The sequence below is a fragment of the Methanobrevibacter sp. genome (assembly GCF_045603845.1).
Classification (GTDB): Archaea; Methanobacteriota; Methanobacteria; order Methanobacteriales; family Methanobacteriaceae; genus Methanocatella.
The window spans coordinates 20609-41520 of the sequence record NZ_JAZUMY010000040.1; the positions used below are offsets into that span (position 1 = coordinate 20609).

Consider the following 20912-nt stretch of genomic DNA (forward strand, 5'->3'; position numbering starts at 1 on the left):
TTAAAAACAATAAACTTGAGTTCTATTAAGTTAAACGAGGTGAAAATATTTCAAATTATAGCAAAATATTAACAACATTAGCTATAATTGCTGTTTTGTTTATATGTCTTTCATGTGTCAATGCAGAAGATATAAATGATGCAGATATTGCCGTCGCTGGTGATGATGTGATTAGTGTTACATCAGATAGTGATATTGTCAGTACTGCTGATGTTGTTAAGTATTATGTTAATGATAGCGTAACTACTTCTGGTAATGGTAGTATCGATAGCCCTTTTAAGGAGCTTAATGATGCTATTTCAAAAGCAGAAAGTAGTCAGAATGTCGAAATTTATATAGCATCCGGTAAATATCTTGTTGAAAGTCGTACAGATATAACTTTAAACCATGCTGGTGATGGAGGTAGTTTATCATTAATCGGTTATGGCGGAGATGTTACCTTTGATATGCAATCAAAATATGATTTTTTATCTGTCGGTACAAATTCTAAAGTAAACATTTCAAATCTTATTGTCACTAATGGATATAGTCAAATGTATTGGAATTATCGAGGTATTGTATCTTCAACAGGAGATTTAAATATTATTAATTGTACTTTTACCAATAATGCTGGTTATTCTTCTGCTGTTAGAGGTACTGCTAAAATTTATTCTTCTTTATTTAAGGATAATACTGCAAGAATAGACTATCAGGGTATTGATTTTTATGGTAGTGGATTAATATATAATACAACATTTTATGGAAATACCCGTGGTCAATCAATTTATGCTGATGGAAATCTTGTAATTGACAAATCTAAATTCTTAGATTTTAATAGTCAACCATGTGTTTTTTCATGGAGTCCAGTTGAGTTAACTAATTGTATTTTTAATAATTGTAGTAAAAGCATGATTCCTGTTAGTGTAAACAGCGATTTAGTTTTATCTAACAATACATTTGACGGTAATGGGTTTTTATGTGCTGCTAATTCTATTACTTGTTTAGGCGTTATAGAAGTTTTAAACAATAAAACTATAGATTTTGAAGGTTTTGGTGTTGATTTATCTGCAAAAATTTATGATGATAATGGAAATTTAATAAGGCCAGAATCAGTTGATTTCTATATAAATGAAACTTATGCTGGCACTGCTTATTATGAAGGAAATGTTGACTATACATTAAATTATCAAAAAGTATTAAATGGAACTTATATTATATCTGCTAAATCTGATGGGTTAAATAATTTTTCAGTTAAAACAGCTACTTTAAATGCTGTTCCTCCTAAAGATAAGGATGTTAAATATTATGTAAACAATAGTGTTGCTGTTTCAGGTAATGGTAGCATTGATAGTCCTTTCCAATCAATTACTGAAGCTATTGCATTAGCAAACGGTTTTCAAAATGTTGAAATTTATATTGCTTCTGGAAAATATGAATTTAATGATTATACTTTTAATGTAGACATAAATCATGAAGATGGTGAAGGTAGTTTAACATTTATTGGTTATGGTGATTCAAAACCAATTTTAGATGTGGGTTGTTCTGATTATCCTATTTTTTCATTTAGTGAAAATACAGTAATTATAATGAAAAATTTAAGTTTCACTAATCCAACAGTTTATCGTGAAGGTGGTGGAGTAAATTATGGTGGAATGATTCGTGTTTATAGGTCAAGCTTATCAGTTGAAGACTGTGATTTTGATGGAACATACAGAGGATTGCCATTCATTCAGTCTTCTGAAGCTAAATATATTTATTGCAACAATTGTCGTTTTGAAAACAATACATGGGGTGGTGAATCAGCAACAGGTATTCCTCATTGTATTGAAATAGATGGTGCTGCAGATTCAGTTTCCATTATCAATAATTGTACTTTTAAAGATAATATCAATTACAATAACATTACTTCATTTTATGGAACTTGGGATCAACCAGTTATTTATGGTAAAGGTTATAATGTTAATTATAAATTAACTGTATCAAATTCAACATTTATTAACTGTCCAACTATCTATAGGGATATGAATGATATGGTTAAAGTTGAATTAACTTTTGATAATGATAAATTCATAAACACTACAGAAAAGAGTAATCAATATATGTTCCAGTTATATAATCCAAATACTAGAATAACAAATTCTTATTTTGATTTAACTCCAGAATCTATGGGTTATCTTCTTTATATGAATAATAATATATATCTGGAAAATAATACTATTTCAGAAAGTTCCCCTGTAAAATGGTTCAACTTAGCATTGAATAAAATAACAAGCACTCACTATGTAACTATACTGGATAATTCTTCCATTTCCATTAAATCTATTAATATACCTTTAAATGCTACAATTACAGATGATATGGGCAATCTAATCCAAACTAGTGCAAGATGTCAATTCTATATTGATGGTAAATATGTAACTCAAGCAGATTTTGATAAAGGTTTTGCTTCTGCAACAACAAAAGGAGCCTTTGAAGACGGTAATTATACTGTCACTTCTTCAATTCAAAGTACGGATAACCGTATTGTTCGCACAGCAACATTAAATATTGCTCAAATAAAAAGTATTGATGTTTATGTTGCTGAAACAGGAGATGATGAATCTGGTAACGGTTCAATAGATAATCCTTACAAAACTATGGATAAAGCTCTTGATGCTGCTTTAAATAATGCATTAAGCGGAAATGTATATGTAAAAGGGGGAAATTATAATATTACCAAATTTGTTGAAATTAATGGTCAAAATCTCACTATTGTAGGTTATGATGGTGATGTTACTTTTGATATGCAAAATAATGTTGGATTCTGTTATGTCGGTAGAATCTCTAATGTTAATATATCTAATGTCATTTTTGCAAATGGTGCTACACAATGGGGTAGTCATACATATGGTATATTAACTGTTGACGGAAATTTAAATGTAACAAACTGTACTTTTATAAATAACAATGGATACAGTTCAACTATTTATGATGCTGGTAATTCAGAGTCTAAAGTTATCATTGATTCCTGTACATTCAATGATAATAAACTTGATTATAATGGTCATGGTAAAGTGATTAACTCAACATTTTATGGAAATAACCATATAGCAATTAGTGCTAATTATGGACATACCTTAATTGTTGATGGTTCAAAATTCATTAATTTCACTCGAAGTTGTATCAGTACAAATAATTATTTAATGCAAATTAAAAATTCAATATTTGATAACTGTACAGGTATAACTAATAATGCTCCAATTTACAGTAGTGCTTATGCAAATGTATTTTTAGAAAACAATACATTTTTAAATGATGGAGTTTTCTGTTATGCTAATTACATTGCTTCTTCAGGTACTGTAGAAGTTTTAGAAAATAAAACTATTGATATTGAATCTTTCGGTGTTGATTTATCTGCAAAAATCTATGATGATATGGGTAATTTAGTCAAAATAAATTCACTGAACTTTTATTTAAATGAAACTAATGTGGGTTCAGCAACATATAATAATGATGGTGTTTACACTTTAAAATACAAAAAATTATTAAACGGAACTTACATTGTTTCTGTAAAATCAGATTATTTAGTTAATTTCACAATCAAAACTGCTACTTTAAACATTATTCCTTTAGTGGATAAAGATTTATATGTTTCCAATAGTGGTAGTGATGAAAATGATGGTTCTGAGGCTCATCCATTCAAGACTATAGAAAAAGCATTTAATGAAGCTCTTGCTTATAATAATGTAATCCATATAGCTGATGGTAATTATAATATTTCAAGTCCTTTAGTAATTTCTACTGCTGGTGGTACTTTCACAATTATTGGTAGTGAAAATACTGTAATTGATTTAAATAAATCAAGCAGATTTATTAATAGTATTTCTTCTGATTCTATTGTTGTTTTAAAAGATTTAGATATCACCAATGGTTATGATGAAGATGGTGCAGGTTCTATTTATAATATGGGTAATTTAACTATAAATCATGTTTCATTTATTAATTCCTCTTGTGAAATTGATTGGGGTGTAGGTGGAGCTATTTATAATTATGGTTCATTATATGTTTTAAACTCTAAATTTATTAATTGTTCTTCTTGTGAGGGTGGAGCTATCTATAATGAAAGATATTTATATCTAAAAAATAATACAGTAGAAAGCGTTTTTGCAAATGATTTTGGTAATTATGTATTAACTACTGGAACAGTCGATGGTGTTATTTTAACATTCAATGACAATGCTACACAGGAAATTACTGGTTCATCAGTTAATTTAAATGTAACTGTAACTGATGATAATGGAAATGTTATCACAGGATCAGGTGTTCAAATTTCATTCACATTAAATGATATTAATGTAGCTACTGCCAGTTTAGGTGATGGTATTGCTACAACAACTGTAGATATTAAATTGAATGGTGAATATGTACTTAGTGGTACTTTAGGAAATGCTGAAAATAATGTAGTTAAAACAGCTACTTTGAAATTCAATAATCCTGATGTGTTAAATGATGTTTGGGTTTCAACTGATGGTAGTGATGATGAAAATAATGGTTCCAGAGATCATCCATTCGCAACAATTCAACATGCATTGACTGTTGTTTCAGCTGTCAATCCAACAATTCATATTCTAAGTGGTAATTATACTTATGCTCAAGGCATAGCAATATCTAATATTATGAATTTAACCATTAAAGGTGAGGATGATGATGTTGTTTTAATTATGGATAAAGAAACTCCTATCCAATCTTATCTTTTCACAATATCTGGAGCCAATACTGTTGTAAATCTCGTTAATTTAAATATTACTGGTGGTTTATATCAGAATTATGGTCCTGTTAATTTAAATGGTGGAACCTTAAATATTTATGATTGTAATTTCTATGATTTAGTAAGAGGAATTCAGTCTTCTGGAACAGTCAATGTTTATAACTCATATTTCAATCAAAATAACATGCCTAACATTGATTCATCCAGTACATTATATATTGTAAATTCCACTTTTGTAGGAAGATTACAAACTACTGGTGGTACTTTATATATGGTTAATTCAACACTTAAGGATTCTACTTGGACTGCAATAAATCTTAGACAGACTACAGCCACATTTATAAATTCAACATTTTCAAACATTGCAAATACCATATTTTATACAAATAATAATGTCCGTTTGACAATAGATGGATGTAATTTCACAGGAAATCATTATGCTTCTAATGGAGGCATTATTTATGGTAATTATGTTCCTAGGAGTTTGGTAATAACAAATAATGTCTTTGATTCTAACAATTATAGTGTAGGTACACTTTATTTACAAGGTTCTGCAACAGTTATTAACAATACATTTAAAAATAATGTTGCTAATCGCGGTGCAGTTGTAAATATTATTAGTGGTAACGTAGAATTTGTAAATAATACTGCAATTAATAATACTGCATTAATTGATGGAAATTACATTTATATTAGTTCCGATTCCGCTAAAATCTATGGTTCTAAATATATATTAACGTTCAACGAAAATCAAACTATTGATATTGAAGGTAATGTTTTACATATAAATGCTACTTTAATGGATGCTGATGGTAATTTGATTTCAGGTTCTACAGTTTACATTACTCTTAACGGCTCTGATTTCAAAAATATGAGGCTTGTAAACGGAACTATAGATTCCGATTTCAAATTCGCTGGTGAAGGTACATATGTCCTATCTGGTTATATTAATAATATCTTAAATCCTGAGGATTTAACTATCTTAAGCTCAACAATAAATGTGAAACAAATTAAAGAAAAGATTATTTATGTTGATGTTTTAGGTGATGATGAATTAGGTGATGGTTCTGAAGATAATCCTTATTTAACTTTATCCAGAGCATTTAAAGATATCAATGCTATCAACACTACTATTTATATGAAACCTGGTGAATACACTGGTGATTTAAATTGTAATTTAGTATTAGATGTAGCAGATAATTCAATTCTTTCAATTATTGGTTTGCCTGATGAAACTGGAATCGTTGAATTTGTCAATATTACGAAATCTATTATAAGTAACTCTGTAAATGTTAATAATTTCACAATGAATATTAAAAATATTGATATTCATGATATTAAAGGAGAAACTACTTCTGTTACATTATTCACATTTATGTATATTGAAAATCTTAATTTCGAAAATGTGAATATTTACAATATAAGTAATGTTTACCACTTTTCCTATTTCACACAGAGTAATGTTGTTTTAAATAATGTATCAGTATTTGATTCCACTGTTGGTAATTCATTTATGGATCAATACAAATCTTTAACAATTAATAATAGTTCATTTAAAAATATTGTAACGTATTCTTTAACTGGAAGTAGCCCGTATTCTTCTGGAAAATTAATTATAAATAATTCAGAATTTGAAAATATTGTAAACAATTGGTATATGGGTGCTCAGAACTTGTATATTAATAATTCTTCATTTAAAAATTTCACCAGAGAATTATTCTATACAAATACTGAAGCATTAGTTGAAAATTCAATATTTGAAAATAATGTCGGCACTGGAAATATGTTTACATTAAATGCAGGTACTTTAAATATTTTCAATTCAGTATTTGCAAATAATTCTTGTTTATATGTTGTTTATACATCAAATGATTATGCTAAGATGGTTCTTAACAATAACTGGTGGGGCAGAAACATTACTTCAGCTGATATTCCAGTATTAATTTATGGAGCAAATACCTTTGACAATTGGGTAGTCGCTGATGTAACTCCAAGTGAATTAGTTATTAATGAAAATAACACTATCACTGTGAAATTCATATCCAATGACGGATCTGAGCTAAACGCTACTCTTCCTGCCCGTATTGTTGGAGCTATTGCTGAGAGCGCTATCTTTGAAAACGGTCAAAACAGCACTTCCTACATTATTAACGGCAATGAAGTGTCTTTCACTGTTTTACCAGATGCTTTCGGTACTGTCAACTTAACAATAGATAACCAAGAGTTCACATTAAACATTGTTAAAGCAAACACTACTGTTTCTGCTGAAGACGTTGAAATTACCTATGGTGATGATTTAGTCATCAACGTAACTTTAAGCGTTAAAGAGGCCGGAAACGTTATTTTCCTAACTGTAAACAATGAGACATACAATGCTACTACTGATACTAGCGGTGTTGCAAGCTTTGAAATCAAAGATGTATTGGATGTTGACAACTACACTGTCGAGTTTAAATTCAACGGAACCGAGTTCTACAACCCATCCAACGGAACTTCCAACTTAACTATTAAAAAGATTGTTCCTGTAATATTCATCACTGCCGATAATATTACTGTAAGCGACGATTTATTAATTAAGGTTGAAGTTGATGGTACAGGTAATGTCACCGTTAAAGTCGGAGAATTCACAGAAACCAAGGATTTAAACAACACTGTTGTAATTTTCAACGCAGACAAGTTCGCTGCTGATAACTACACTATTGAAGTAACTTACGGCGGTGACGCTACTCATGAAACTGCTTCTGAGACTAAAGACATTTCAGTTACCAAACTCGAATCTGAAATCAAAGTTGAAGTTGAAAACGCAACTGTCGGTACAATAACCAACGTTACTGTGACCGTTCCTAACGCAACCGGTAAAGTATCAATCAAAGTCGCAAACAAAACCGATACTAAAGAATTGAACAATTCAGTTGCAAAATTCGAAATCAAGGATTTGGCTGCTGAAGACTACACTGTTGAAGTATCATACGGCGGAGACGACAATTATAATCCGAATACTGCAGAAGAAAACTTTACCATCTCAAAAGTTAGTGAGTATGCAATTGATGCCAAAGCAGATGATATTAAAGTCGGTGAGGATTTAATCATTGAAGTAACTGTTCCTGATGATGCTTCCGGAAACGTAACAGTCAAAATTGGAAACGACACTTACAGTGAAGCTATCAAAGAAGGCGTTGCCAAATTCACTATTAAGGATTTAGCTTATGACAACTACACTGCTGAAATATCATATGCAGGTGATGATAAATACGATGAAAACGCTGCTTCCGTTGACTTTAAAGTTGAAAAAGTCACTGACTATGCTATCGACGCTACTGCAAGTGAAGCTAAAAAAGGTGAAAACGTAACAATAACCGTAAGTGTCCCTGCAGATGCTACAGGTAACGTAACAGTTAAAGTTGAGGAAGGCATTTACACAGAAGCAATCAAAGACGGAAAAGCAGTATTCACTATTCCTGACTTGAATGCGGGCAACCACACTGCTGAGATCACATATGATGGTGATGGCAAATATGCTACATCACAAGCTGCTAAAGACTTCAGTGTTGCAAAAGCCGACAATTACACTTTCGATATTGAAGCTCCTGTTGCTGATGTTGGAAAAGATGCTGTAATTACTGTAACTCTTCCTGATGACGCTACTGGTAATGTAACTGTTGAAATCAACAATGAAACTTACACTGAAGCTGTCAAAGAAGGTAAAGCAGTATTTGCTATTCCTGGTTTGGTCTATGGTGACTATCCGTTCACTGTAAGATATCCTGGTGATGACAACTATGAAGCAAACTCCACTGAAGGCACACTATCAGTTCTTACAAGATTGCCATCCGAAATCGAAATTAACATCGAGGAAGGTTGTGTCGGTGATTTAACCAATATTACTGTGACTGTCGCTAACGCTACAGGTAAAGTATCAATTAAAATAGGCGAATACACTGACGATAAAGAACTTGAAGATTCATCTGCAACATTTGCAGTTGATGGTTTAGCTTACGGAAACTACACGGTTGAAGTAACCTACGCCGGTGATTTATACTACGAACCATCAACCGGAAGTGAAAACTTCACAGTATCTAAAGTAAGCGACTACGATGTAAGTGCTGAAGCAAGTGAAGCTAAAAAAGGTGAAAACGTAACAGTAACCGTAAGTGTCCCTGCTGATGCTACAGGTAACGTAACCATTAAAGTTGAAGACGGAATCTACACAGAAGCTATCAAAGACGGTAAAGCAGTATTTACTGTTCCTGGCCTGGAAGCTGGTGACTACACCGCTGAAATCTCATATGCCGGTGATGCTAAATACGCAGAAAGTGAAACTACTTTAGACTTTACTGTTGATAAGGCTGATGTAGAATTAAACATCACTACTGAAGATGGTGTGGATGTTGAATTGCCTGAAGATGCAACCGGATATGTGCTGGTTGATGTAAACGGCACAGGATTCTACGCTCCTGTAAAAGACGGTAAAGCAGATGTTAAAATCATCGGTTTAGAACCTGGTACATACAATGCAACCGTAACATACACAGGAGACGACAACTACAACGAAATCACCACAACAGGTGAAGTAACCGTTCCTGAAGTAATTCCAGAAGAAGCTAACGTTACTGTTGCTGTTAATGACAGTGATGTAAGTGTTGAGCTTCCTGAAGATGCTGAGGGTTATGTTGTTGTTAGTGTTAACGGTACTGATTACTTCTTTAATGCCGGTGATGATATTGAGTTGGATTTAAGTGGTCTTGCTCCTGGTGAATATCCTGTTGAGATTGCTTATTCCGGTGATGATAAGTATGCTCCTGCAACTGCTAATACTACTGTAACTGTTCCTGAAGTTGTTCCGGAAGAAGCTAACGTTACTGTTGCTGTTAATGACAGTGATGTATCTGTTGAATTGCCTGAAGATGCTGAGGGTTATGTTGTTGTTAGTGTTAATGGTACTGATTACTTCTTTAATGCTGGTGATGATATTGAGTTGGATTTAAGCGGTCTTGCTCCTGGTGAATATCCTGTAGAGATTGCTTATTCCGGTGATGATAAGTATGCTCCTGCAACTGCAAATACGACTGTAACTGTTCCTGAAGTTGTTCCTGAAGAAGCTAACGTTACTGTTGCTGTTAATGACAGTGATGTATCTGTTGAGCTTCCTGAAGATGCTGAAGGTTATGTTGTTGTAAGCGTTGGAGACAAAAAATACTACTTCGATGCAGATGACGAAATCGAATTGGACTTAAGTGATTTAGCTCCTGGTGAATATCCGGTTGAAATTACTTATTCCGGTGATGATAAATATGCACCTGCAACTGCAAATACAACCGTAACTGTTCCTGAAGTTGTTCCTGAAGATGCTAACTTAACCGCAACTGCTCAAAACACTACTATTACTGTAAAATTAGCTGAAAATGCTACCGGTAATGTTTTAGTTGATGTTAACGGTACAGGTTACTATGCGTCAATCGAAAACGGTCAGGCTACTGTTGAAGTTATCGGATTGGATGAAGGCGAATATCAGGCAATCGTTACTTACTCTGGTGATGAAATTTATGCTCCTGCTAATGTTACTGTTGCTGTAACTGTTCCTCCTGCTCCTAAAAACGATACTCCTGTTGATTCTGAAGCTAACGTAAGCGTATCAGATGATGAAATTAGCATTGATTTACCTGAAGACGCTACCGGTTACATGCTTGTTGACGTTGACGGTACAGGTTACTATGTTCCTGTTGAAAACGGTACTGCTGCTTTCGAATTGCCGGAATTAGCTCCTGGTAACCACACTGTAAGCGTTACCTACACTGGTGATAAGAAATACGCACCTGCAAATGCAACCGAGACTATTGAGGTTCCTGCTCCTGAGGAAACTATCCTTTCCGAAGACTTGACTAAAGTTGAAAAGGCTCCTGAAAGATTTGTCGCTACATTCCTTGATGAAAACGGCAATCCTTTGGTTAACGCTAGTGTTACATTTGATGTAAACGGTGCAGTATATACCAGAACTACAAATGCTAACGGTTCTGCTTCAATTGCTATTACTTTGATTGCTGGTAACTACACAATTACTTTAACCAACCCTGCTACCGGTGAGGTTAAAACCAATAACATTACTGTGTTATCCAGATTTGTTGAAGATTATGATCTTGTAAAATACTTCCGCAACGACACCCAATATGTATTGAAAGTATTGGATGATGAAGGTAACCCTGCTAAAGCAGGTGAAATAATTTCCTACAACATCAACGGTGTATTCTACAACCGTACAACCAATGAAACAGGACACGTTAAACTCAACATCAACTTGCAGCCTGGCGATTACATAATCACCGCTGAATACAAAGGATGTAAAGTTGCACACAACGTTACTGTACTTCCTGTTTTAACTGCAAGCAATTTCACCAAAAAATTCGGTGAAGCAGGCGCATTTGAAGCAAAATTAGTTGACGGTCAAGGAAACCCTTACGCAGGTCAAAGTATCGGATTCAACATCAATGGTGTATTCTACAACAGAACAACCGACAGTAACGGTATTGCTAGATTAAACATTAATTTACTGCCTGGCGAATACATTATTACCTCAAGTTACGGCTATGCATTAGCTGCTAACAAGGTAACTGTAACCGCTTAGGTTAAGAGAAGTTTTAATTAACTTCTCACTTTTTCTTTTTTTACATGTAGATTACATAATTTAAGTTTACTTTTTTTCAACTGCCAATTAATTATTATAAATAACTGATTAAATATTGGCATGGATTACTGATTGATGTATTGTTTTATCGTATGACTATTCAATTAAAATGCATTGAAATTTCGTCTGATTTTTTCAATATTCGTATATTGTAGTGTACTGCATAGCTTATTTATAAAGAGTATTGTAGTGTACTACATAATGTTTATAAATCAAGAATATTAAATATAAAATCATGACATCAAAAACGAAGTTAATTAATTATATTCATGCAAAACAAAGGGAAACACCAATATTGGCAAGAAATCATTTGAAAGATATTGATTATTCTCGTTTGAAGTTCAACGAGTTTAAAAATCATATTGATAATTTTATAGTAACTGATGGTGAATATTACAATCGTTTTTTCATGATGTCAGGTTTAAGAGGTGTTGGCAAGACAACTGTTTTATATCAGTTATATGAGTATCTCACCAAAGAAAAAAATGTTCCAAAGTCAGATATCTTTTATCTCGATGTTCATGACTTGAAAATTTCCTATGATGTCCCAATTAAGGATATTGTTGATTTGTATTTGGAGGACATTCACGGCACAACTGCAGTTAATTTAAACAAAAAGATTTTTCTCTTTGTTGATGAGGCCCAATTGGATATGGGCTGGGCGGATTATGCCAAGTTATTATTTGATAAAACATTCAACATATTCATGATTTTCACCGGTTCATCAGCCCTTAATTTGGAGACCAACACTGATGCATCAAGAAGAATCATGAAAGAGCAGATGTTTCCATGCAATTTTTCAGAATATCTGCTTTTAAATCATAATCTCAATTTAACAAAAAATAATTTCAGGGATATCATATTGAAAATGGATGAAAGCAATATTGAAAAAGCAATCGAATGTGAAAGTTTAATTAAAAAGGATTTGCTGGATTTAAATAATGATCCTGAAATCATATTAAAGAAATTTCTGCACTCAGGTGCATTTCCATTTTCCATTAAAATGACGGAAGTGGACACACATCGTTTAACCAATGATTTGATAGAAAGGATTGTTCAGGAGGATTTGAGATATTTCGCATCATTCAATAAGGTTTCCAATGAAAGTATCTTGAGGCTGATTTCATATCTTGCAACCAAAAAACCGGGAAGCACATCCAATTCTGCATTAGCCCAAAGTCTTAATTTGAATATACGTACAGTTAATAATATTTTGGATGCTCTGGAAAAGTCCCAACTGATTTTTAGCATTAATGCATATGGATCTGCAGGCAAAATTCTCAATAAACCTAAACAGCATTTCTTTTTGACACCATGCCTTAAATCCGCCATTAACTATCGCGTAGGCAGATATGATTTGAATCATGAGAAATGTTATGCTGTGCTTGCTGAAAATATGGTCGCATCTACATTAAAGAGATTTGCCGATGAATCTTTCAACTCACTGGGCATATTCTATGATGCTAATAAGAAAGGAGTCGATTTCATAGTGAAAATGTTTGATGATGTTATTCCAATTGAGGTGGGAGTCGGTAAAAAAACCAAAAGTCAGCTGACAAGAGCAAAAAACAGATATGGTGCAGATTATGGAGTATTGGTTTCAAATAGAACTTCCAATATAGAATTTAAGGATGATATTCTGTATATTCCTCTGATTTCATTTTCATTAATTGGATAAATTGAATTAGTTGTATAATAAAGGATGCAATTTAAAAAGGAGCATTTCTTTGTGAAAACATTTCTTCAATATATTTTTCTTCTTTTTTGGTTAATTCTTTGTCTAAAGAATTTAAAAAGTCTATAGCATCTTTTCCGTATAATGTTGGTGTTTCTTCTATTGGTCTGGCCATGGTTATCACTTAATATAAAGAGGAGGATAATTAGCTACATGTGGAAAATAGCTAATTAAATACTTCTTTGAATTTATCTTTCAAGCCTTTTTCAACGTGTTTTATTTCTTCTCCGCTGACTTCGGCAAATTCTGTTAATAATTGTTTCTGTTTTGAATTTAATTTTTTAGGAACTACTACTGTTACGGTAACGTAGAGGTTTCCTCTTGCGGAATGCCTTACTGAGTTCATTCCCTGACCTCTTAATTTGAATACTGTTCCGCTTTGTGTTCCCGGAGTTATCTTAAACTCTACTTCCTTGCCTTCGATTGTTGGTATGCTTATGACGTCACCCAGTGCGGCCTGCGGAAAACTGATCTGCTGCTCATAGTACAGGTGGTCGCCTTCTCTTTCGAAGAGTTTATTATCTTTAATGTAGACTGAAACTATTAAGTCTCCTTCAAGGCCTGCCGCATCTCCGCAGTTACCCTCACCGGATACCCTTAAATGATTTCCTTCATCTACACCTTCAGGTATTTCGAGCTTGATTGTTTTGGTTTTTCTTATATTTCCCTTACCGTGACAGTCGTCACACGGATCGGTGATTATCTTTCCTGTTCCGCCGCATTCACGGCATGGCCTTACATTAACCATCTGGCCTAAAAAAGTGTTGCTGACTTCCTTAATCTGACCTGTTCCGTTACATGTTGGACAGGTTTTAGGGTCATGGCCGGGTTTTGATTTTGAACCGTTACATGTAGGGCAAAGTTCGCTTCTTGTAACCTTGATTTCCTTTTCGCATCCGTTGAATGCCTCTTCAAGAGTAATTGTAACGTCAGTGTAAATGTCTGAACCTCTTTGTGGGCCTGTTCTTCCTCTTGAACGTGCGCCTCCGCCAAAACCGAATAAATCGAAGATATTGCCAATGTCAAAGCCCTGGAAAATATCGTCGAAGTTAACGTTCTGATAGAAGTCTTCAGCAGTAAATCCTTCCATACCTGCATGACCGAACTGATCGTACCTTTGACGTTTCTCTTCATCTGATAGCACTGCGTAAGCTTCACTGATTTCCTTGAATTTCTCTTCGGAACCTTCCTCTTCACTTACGTCAGGGTGGTATTTCATAGCCAGTTTACGATAAGCTTTCTTGATTTCCTTTTCATCAGCAGATTTGTCTACCCCAAGGACTTCATAGTAATCTCGCTTGTCTGCCATTTATTCACCTTAAAATTTGATTAAAAAAAATTAGATAAAAAAATAAAATGTTTCATCTCGCGTTAGTTTACTTTATTGATTCTGATTCTGATTACCTACGCCTGAGATAAAACATTTATTCATAAATCTAATCATCTTTTACTTTGTAGTCTGCATCGATTGTGTCATCGTCGTCATCAGGTGCGCCCTGAGCTCCGGCATTTGGATCTTGTCCTGCAGCCTGCTGAGCCTGTGCTTCAGCCTGAGCCTGCTGGTAGATTTTAGCACCAATTTCCTGGACTACTTTTTCCAATTCTTCGGTTTTTGCTTTGATAGCTTCGATGTCGTCTCCGGCAATGAGTTCTCTTAACTCACCAACAAGTTTTTCAACATTGGATTTTTCATCTTCGGATATTTTGTCTTTGAGTTCATCTAATGTTTTTTCAGATGTGTAAATCAATGAGTCTGCATTGTTTCTGATTTCAATTTCTTCCTGTTTTTTCTTATCTGCTTCAGCGTTCATTTCAGCTTCCTTGATTTTTTGTTCAATTTCTTCATCGGATAATTTGGTTGAGGAAGTAATTGTAATGGCCTGTTCCTTACCGGTTCCTTTGTCTTTTGCGGTAACGTTGATAATACCGTTTGCGTCAATATCGAATGTCACTTGGATTTGAGGAACTCCTCTTGGTGCAGGTGGGATTCCGACTAACTGGAAACGTCCGAGGGAAGTGTTGTCCACTGCCATTCTTCTTTCACCCTGAAGCACGTTGATGTCTACGGAAGGCTGGTTGTCAGCTGCAGTTGAAAAGATCTGGCTTTTCTTGGTTGGAATTGTTGTGTTTCTTTCAATTAATGTGGTTGATACTCCACCGAGGGTTTCGATACCTAATGATAATGGAGTTACGTCTAAAAGAACTAAGTCTTTGATTTCTCCAGCCAATACTCCTCCCTGGATGGATGCTCCCATTGATACACATTCCATTGGGTCGATTCCTCTTTCAACTGGTTTTCCGATGAATTTTTCAACAAAGGACTGTACGCATGGCATTCTGGTAGGTCCACCGACCAAAATGATTTTGTCGATTTCGCTTTTGCTCATTTTAGCGTCGTCAAGAGCTTGCTGCATTGGTTTGCCTGATTTTTGAACGATGCCGTCAACCAGTTCTTCAAGTTTTGCTCTTGTTAAGCTTTCAATCAAGTTTTTAGGAGCGCCGTCAGATCCCATTGCAATGAAAGGCAGGTTAACTTCAGTGGTCAGGGTGGTTGACAATTCGATTTTTGCCTTTTCAGCAGCTTCCCTTAACCTTTGAACTGCCTGGTCGTTGTCTCTTAAGTCGATGCCTTCTTTTGCTTTGAACTCATCAGCGAGGTAGTTGAGAAGTACGTTATCCATGTCGGTACCACCGAGCTGTGTGTCTCCGCTGGTGGATTTTACTTCAAAGACTCCTCCACCGAATTCCATAATGGTTACGTCTAAGGTACCTCCACCTAAATCGTATACCATAATGTTGATGTCATCGTCATCCTGTTTGTCAAGACCGTATGCTAAACTTGCTGCGGTCGGGTCGTTTACAAGTCTTACTACATCAAGTCCTGCAATGGTACCTGCGTCTTTTGTTGCGGTTCTCTGGTTGTCGTCAAAGTAAGCCGGTACGGTAATTACAGCTTTTTCGATAGGTTCGCCCAAGAAAGTTTCAGCGTCCTTTTTGATTTTCTGTAAGATGAATGCTGATATTTCCTGTGGGGAGTACTGTTTGCCGTTTGCGGTTACTTTTTTGTCGGTTCCCATAAGTCTTTTGATTGCGCTTATTGTGTTTTCAGGGTTGGTTACGGCCTGTCTTCTTGCAGGTTCACCAACCAGCATCTGTCCGTCTTCAGTAAATGCAACATAACTTGGGAAGGATTTACCGTATTGGCTTGCTCCTTCTGCTGAAGGAATTGTGGTTGGTTTTCCTCCTACAAGTACTGATGCTGCGGAGTTACTTGTTCCTAAGTCGATTCCAATGATTTTTTCTTTTTTATTATCTGACATAAATATCACCAATTTTTTCTTAATTAATAATTTATATAAACATGATTATTTTTTACAAACGATTACTTTTGAGTATTTGAGGACTTTGTCCTTGTATGTGTATCCTTTCATGAGCTCTTCTATAATGTATCCGTTTTCAACGTCTTCGCTTTCCTGAACCATTAATGCCTCATGTTTGTTCAGGTCGAACTTTTCCCCTTTTGCGGGAATTTCTGCAACACCTTCTTTGGTCAGGACATCTGAAAATTTGTTGTATATTAATTCCACACCTTCTCTGAAATCCTTGTCGCTTTCGATTGTAAGGGATCTTTCGAGGTCTTCGTAACAGTCGAGGAATTCTTTGATAACGTCTTCATTAGCAAATTTTATGATTTCAGCGTTTCTTTTGTCTGTAATCTTTTTGAAATTTTCAAAATCAGCCTGAAGTCTTTGGGACAGTGAGACATATTCCTGAGTTTCGCCTTCCTGCTTTTCGAGGTCTTCTTTGAGTGAGGATATTTCCTCATCCTTTGAAGCCAGCTCCTCAAGCAGCTCATCGTACTGCTCCTGAAGATCTTGCGTTTCATTAGTTTCTTCTTTTTCTTTTTTCTTTGCCATTCACTCACCCTTCTGTTTTTGAAAAACTCTTTGTAATAACTCTCAGCAGAGAATAACTGTTTTTGCACTTCAAATATTTGGCTTAAGGAATTTATGGACATATAGGAAAATGGTTCATCTTTCAAGAGTTATTACTCCGAGTTTTCATGACCAAATATTAAAGTAACAAAAAGTTACATTTCTCTTACATTATTATAGTAACAAAAAGTTATATAAATGTTTCGGTTATTTTCTTACATTTTGTAATAAAAATACAATACTTTAAATATGGTTTAAGATATAATCTATAAACATGACTGATACAAATGAGATTAAGAAAAATGCCAAATTCCAGAATAAAGGTAATTCATCATCAGACAGCATAAAAATTACCGGAAACTACGGAAGCAATGTTGGCGAAATAGACAAGGAAGACATCCTGGATGTCATGGGCTGTAAAACGAGAAGAGACATAATAGATCTCCTAAGGCAGGAACCGATGTTCGTAAGCGAAATATCCAATGAGCTCAACGTCGGCCAGAAGGCAATCATTGCACACTTAAGGGCGATGGAAGATGTCGGCATACTCAACTCATCATATAAGAAAGTATTGAGGGGAAGACCGCGCAAATACTATGATCTGGATAATGAAGTGACCATACACATAACTATCAACAAGAACTCATTTAACGTGGACTTCAACAATCCCAGAGATACCCTGCAGCTGCCGTCAGGCGACGAATGGTCCAAACTTTTAGACATAGAAAAGAGACTGGACAACGGTCAGATGGAAGCCCTGGAGGAGCTCAAAAATCAGATAAGACTATATGATAATCTCAAGGCAAGAGCCGAATATATACTTGAGCGCACTCTAAGGGACAGATAATTCTATCGATTTGTATTAGTTATAACTCTTTTTTCTCTTTTTTTACAAGTTCATACAATATAACCTCCTCATACAATATAACCGGATTAATTTCTATCTAATTTTTATATTATGGGTGAATAATTGTTTCATGTAATAGATGAATTAAAACTTACATGTATTTATTAGGTAATGAATCATGTTTTTTAAAAGTTTTCATTCACATATGGAGGAAAAGTATGGCTAGTGCTTTGGCAATAGCTATCAATATTGTCTCTGTCATATTGGCAGTCATAAGCCTATACATGGCTTTGTGTTAGCTGATATGATAGCAGTATGCTGTTGAACTGGGTAAAGGTTCGTGTTTTTTCAAGGGATCACATCCGGAAGTTTTGCGTAATTCTTCCCTTTACCAATTTAGAAAATTTTATATAATTTATTATTATATATTATCTATTAGAATATGTTTTCATGTTCTAATTTGATCCTCTGAAACATATGGATTGAAAACTTTTAGTCTAATTATGTGATAGTTTATAGGTTTTTTTGCCTATAAACTAATTAGACACTCTATTTTTATGTTGTTATCTTTTTTTAGTTAATTTTATATAATATTATTATTTATATTATTATTTGGAATATGTTTTCATGTTCTAATTTTTGATCCTCTGAAACATATGTATAAAAGAATTTAGTCTAATTATGTGGCAGTTTATAGGTTTTTTTGCCTATAAACTAATTAGACACTCTCATTTTAGCAACTATGGCCTGACCTAAACTGACTGAACCGTCTCCACAGCAGGTGTTTTTATGCTGCAGGAAATTATATCCATTGGATTCAATGCAATTTTTAACGGTGTCGGTAATGGCTTCGTTGTAAAATACTCCACCTGTTGCTCCGATATCTTCAAGGCCTTTTTTATCAGCTGATGCGATTGCAAGCTCACTTAACCCTTCAGCAATTGTCTTTTGTGTTGCACTTGCAATGTCTGCCTTTTTATAGCCTTTTGAATAGAGAGTTACGACTTCACGAAGAATTTCTGTGGTGTTTAAAACATTGTCTTCAATAATCAGCGGCAGTTCTAGTTCGTTTGTGGAGTAATATGCGGCAGATTCGAGTTTCATGGACGATTCACCTTCATATGTCCTCTCGTTACATATCTCAAGAGCTGCTGAAACGGAATCGAGTATTCTTCCGGTACTTGTGGTCACGCCAACGTTTATTCCGGAATCCAGCTGCTTAAAAATATTTTTTATTTCGATTTCGCCGTATTTGAAATGGTCAACGTAATTTTTAATCATTTCCTCATCTTTAAGGATACTCAATAGCATTCTGATAGGATATTTGGTTGCAAGGTCTCCTCCGGGCATTTTCTGCCTTTCCAGATGCCCCATCCTTTCATAGCTTCTGATGTCAGTGTAGAGTATTTCTCCGCCCCAGCTTGTGTGGTCATCGCCGTATCCTGTTCCGTCGGCGGCGATAACAATCATTTCACTGGCTTCGTGGTCATTAGCAAGGGCCACTGCATGGGCATGGTGGTGCTGGACAGGTATCACATCCACTCCAAATTCATATGCCAATTTCGTAGTGAAAAACTGTGGGTGCAAATCGCACGCAACTGCATCTATATCACATATCTTCGTAATTCTTTTCATATGCTTGATTGAACTTTTAAGGAAATCAAGTGTCTTTACTTTATTCGTGTTTCCGATATGCTGTGATGGGTATGCACTTGCTCCAGTTGCAAGACAGAATGTGACATCAAGTTCCGGACCCAGTGACAGCACATTCAAGTCATTGACATCATAGTTGATTGTGTAAGGTTCGGGAGTATATCCTCTGGAACGGCGAATGAAGGACAGCTCATCATTTCTGAACCTTATTACGGAATCGTCGCATCTGTTTAAGATTTTACGGTTGTGGATGAGTGAATAGTCGCTGACGCCTCCAATGATTTCCTCATTGTCAATCATCATAGGCTCTCCGGGGATATTGGCTGAAGTCATCACATAGGTGTCGATTTCCCCCTCATCAAAAAGCAGGTAGTGCATTGGGGAGTATGGAAGCATCACACCGATATTGTGAAGGCCCGGCGAGAGGCTTTCGGGAAACGCATATCTCTCATTTTTCTTTAAAATGACGATTGGACGTTTATTTGAAGTGATGGTTTCGATTTCTCTAGAAGATAGTTTAGCATATCCTTTAACTGCATCCAAATCACTGCTCATGACAGCGAAAGCCTGATTCGGTCTGTTGAGCCTGGACCTTAACTCATTTATTGCTTTGTCATTATACGCATCAACAACAAGGTGGGTTCCGCCGATTCCCTTGATGGCCAAAATCTTGCCTTCTTTAAGCTTGTTGGCACCTAACTTAATGGGATTGTCACATTCAATAAGAGAATCCTTTTTATAAATTGCCATTTGGGGTCCGCAATCGCTGCAGCAGATTGCCTCGCCGTGATAACGTCTGTCAAGAGGATTTCTGTACTCAACTAGACAGTCGCTGCATAAGGGGAATTCGTCCATCGATGTCCTGTTCCTGTCGTATGGAACGCTGTCAATTACGGTAAATCTCGGACCGCAGTCGGTGCATGCGTTGAAAGGGTATTTGTAGCGTCTGTCTGAGGGATTTCTGATTTCGCCCAGACAGCTGTCACAGATTGCAATGTCCGGCGGGATGATGCTCACTCCGGAATATGAATCTGAACTTTCAATGATTTTAAAATCAGAAAAATTGCCCTCATCAATATCTGTAACCTCAAGAGAGTCAATTCGAGCTATTGGTGGCAGTTCAGTCTGTAACCTTTCAATAAATAAGTCAATGTCTTTTCCTTCAAGGATGATTTCCACAACATTTCCCAGATTCCTGACATAACCGTTCAGCTGTAAACCTGTAGCCAGTCTGTATACGTAAGGCCTGAATCCGACACCCTGCACAATTCCCTGAGTTAAAATCTTTTTCGCTGTCATAAATATTATAGTATTTAGGCTTAATTATTCATAAGTTT

The 20912-nt window shown here is 35.1% G+C and carries 9 protein-coding genes; 4 read left to right on the forward strand and 5 right to left on the reverse strand.

The features are described from left to right. Positions 1 to 95: 95 nt before the first annotated feature. Both ACKI2W_RS03665 and ACKI2W_RS03670 read left to right on the forward strand, forming a co-directional pair. Complete coding sequence (locus tag ACKI2W_RS03665) at positions 96 to 11345, forward strand: Ig-like domain repeat protein (RefSeq protein ID WP_407379341.1); 11250 nt, start codon at positions 96 to 98, stop codon at positions 11343 to 11345. Between the two features lie 295 nt (positions 11346 to 11640). Then, positions 11641 to 13083, forward strand: a complete 1443-nt coding sequence (locus ACKI2W_RS03670) for an ATP-binding protein (protein WP_407379343.1) — start codon at positions 11641 to 11643, stop codon at positions 13081 to 13083. Between the two features lie 31 nt (positions 13084 to 13114). Here the strand turns inward: ACKI2W_RS03670 and ACKI2W_RS03675 are convergent, their stop codons facing one another. The 4 genes from ACKI2W_RS03675 to ACKI2W_RS03690 form a co-directional block, all read right to left on the reverse strand. Beyond that, the gene (locus ACKI2W_RS03675) at positions 13115 to 13255 is read right to left on the reverse strand and encodes a hypothetical protein (RefSeq protein ID WP_407379345.1); all 141 of its coding nucleotides are present in this window, start codon (positions 13253 to 13255) and stop codon (positions 13115 to 13117) included. Positions 13256 to 13306: 51 nt separating this feature from the next. Next, on the reverse strand, positions 13307 to 14449 hold the full coding sequence (gene dnaJ, locus ACKI2W_RS03680; protein ID WP_407379347.1) for a molecular chaperone DnaJ: 1143 nt from the start codon (positions 14447 to 14449) through the stop codon (positions 13307 to 13309). A 127-nt stretch (positions 14450 to 14576) separates the two neighbouring features. Continuing rightward, on the reverse strand, positions 14577 to 16460 hold the full coding sequence (gene dnaK / locus ACKI2W_RS03685; protein ID WP_407379348.1) for a molecular chaperone DnaK: 1884 nt from the start codon (positions 16458 to 16460) through the stop codon (positions 14577 to 14579). 45 nt (positions 16461 to 16505) lie between these two features. After that, positions 16506 to 17057: a nucleotide exchange factor GrpE gene (locus ACKI2W_RS03690; RefSeq protein ID WP_407379350.1), complete on the reverse strand. Its 552-nt coding sequence runs from the start codon at positions 17055 to 17057 to the stop codon at positions 16506 to 16508. 292 nt (positions 17058 to 17349) lie between these two features. On the opposite strand from ACKI2W_RS03690, the gene ACKI2W_RS03695 reads away from it, so the two are divergent. Together ACKI2W_RS03695 and ACKI2W_RS03700 are read left to right on the forward strand one after the other, a co-directional pair. Further along, positions 17350 to 17922, forward strand: a complete 573-nt coding sequence (locus ACKI2W_RS03695) for an ArsR/SmtB family transcription factor (protein ID WP_407379353.1) — start codon at positions 17350 to 17352, stop codon at positions 17920 to 17922. A gap of 155 nt (positions 17923 to 18077) precedes the next feature. Then, positions 18078 to 18221: a hypothetical protein gene (locus tag ACKI2W_RS03700; RefSeq protein WP_407379355.1), complete on the forward strand. Its 144-nt coding sequence runs from the start codon at positions 18078 to 18080 to the stop codon at positions 18219 to 18221. Positions 18222 to 18636: 415 nt separating this feature from the next. On the opposite strand, the gene hypF is transcribed toward ACKI2W_RS03700, so the two are convergent. Beyond that, positions 18637 to 20874, reverse strand: coding sequence for a carbamoyltransferase HypF (gene hypF / locus ACKI2W_RS03705; protein WP_407379357.1), 2238 nt, complete (start codon positions 20872 to 20874; stop codon positions 18637 to 18639). Positions 20875 to 20912: the final 38 nt, after the last annotated feature.

What these genes read in the sequence shown, in the direction of transcription:
- ACKI2W_RS03670 (WP_407379343.1), top strand. Translation starts at nt 11,641, where the DNA reads ATGACATCAAAAACGAAGTTAATTAATTATATTCATGCAAAACAAAGG.
- ACKI2W_RS03695 (WP_407379353.1), top strand. Translation starts at nt 17,350, where the DNA reads ATGACTGATACAAATGAGATTAAGAAAAATGCCAAATTCCAGAATAAA.
- hypF (WP_407379357.1), bottom strand. Translation starts at nt 20,874, where the DNA reads ATGACAGCGAAAAAGATTTTAACTCAGGGAATTGTGCAGGGTGTCGGA.
- dnaJ (WP_407379347.1), bottom strand. Translation starts at nt 14,449, where the DNA reads ATGGCAGACAAGCGAGATTACTATGAAGTCCTTGGGGTAGACAAATCT.
- ACKI2W_RS03700 (WP_407379355.1), top strand. Translation starts at nt 18,078, where the DNA reads ATGTATTTATTAGGTAATGAATCATGTTTTTTAAAAGTTTTCATTCAC.
- ACKI2W_RS03675 (WP_407379345.1), bottom strand. Translation starts at nt 13,255, where the DNA reads ATGGCCAGACCAATAGAAGAAACACCAACATTATACGGAAAAGATGCT.
- dnaK (WP_407379348.1), bottom strand. Translation starts at nt 16,460, where the DNA reads ATGTCAGATAATAAAAAAGAAAAAATCATTGGAATCGACTTAGGAACA.
- ACKI2W_RS03690 (WP_407379350.1), bottom strand. Translation starts at nt 17,057, where the DNA reads ATGGCAAAGAAAAAAGAAAAAGAAGAAACTAATGAAACGCAAGATCTT.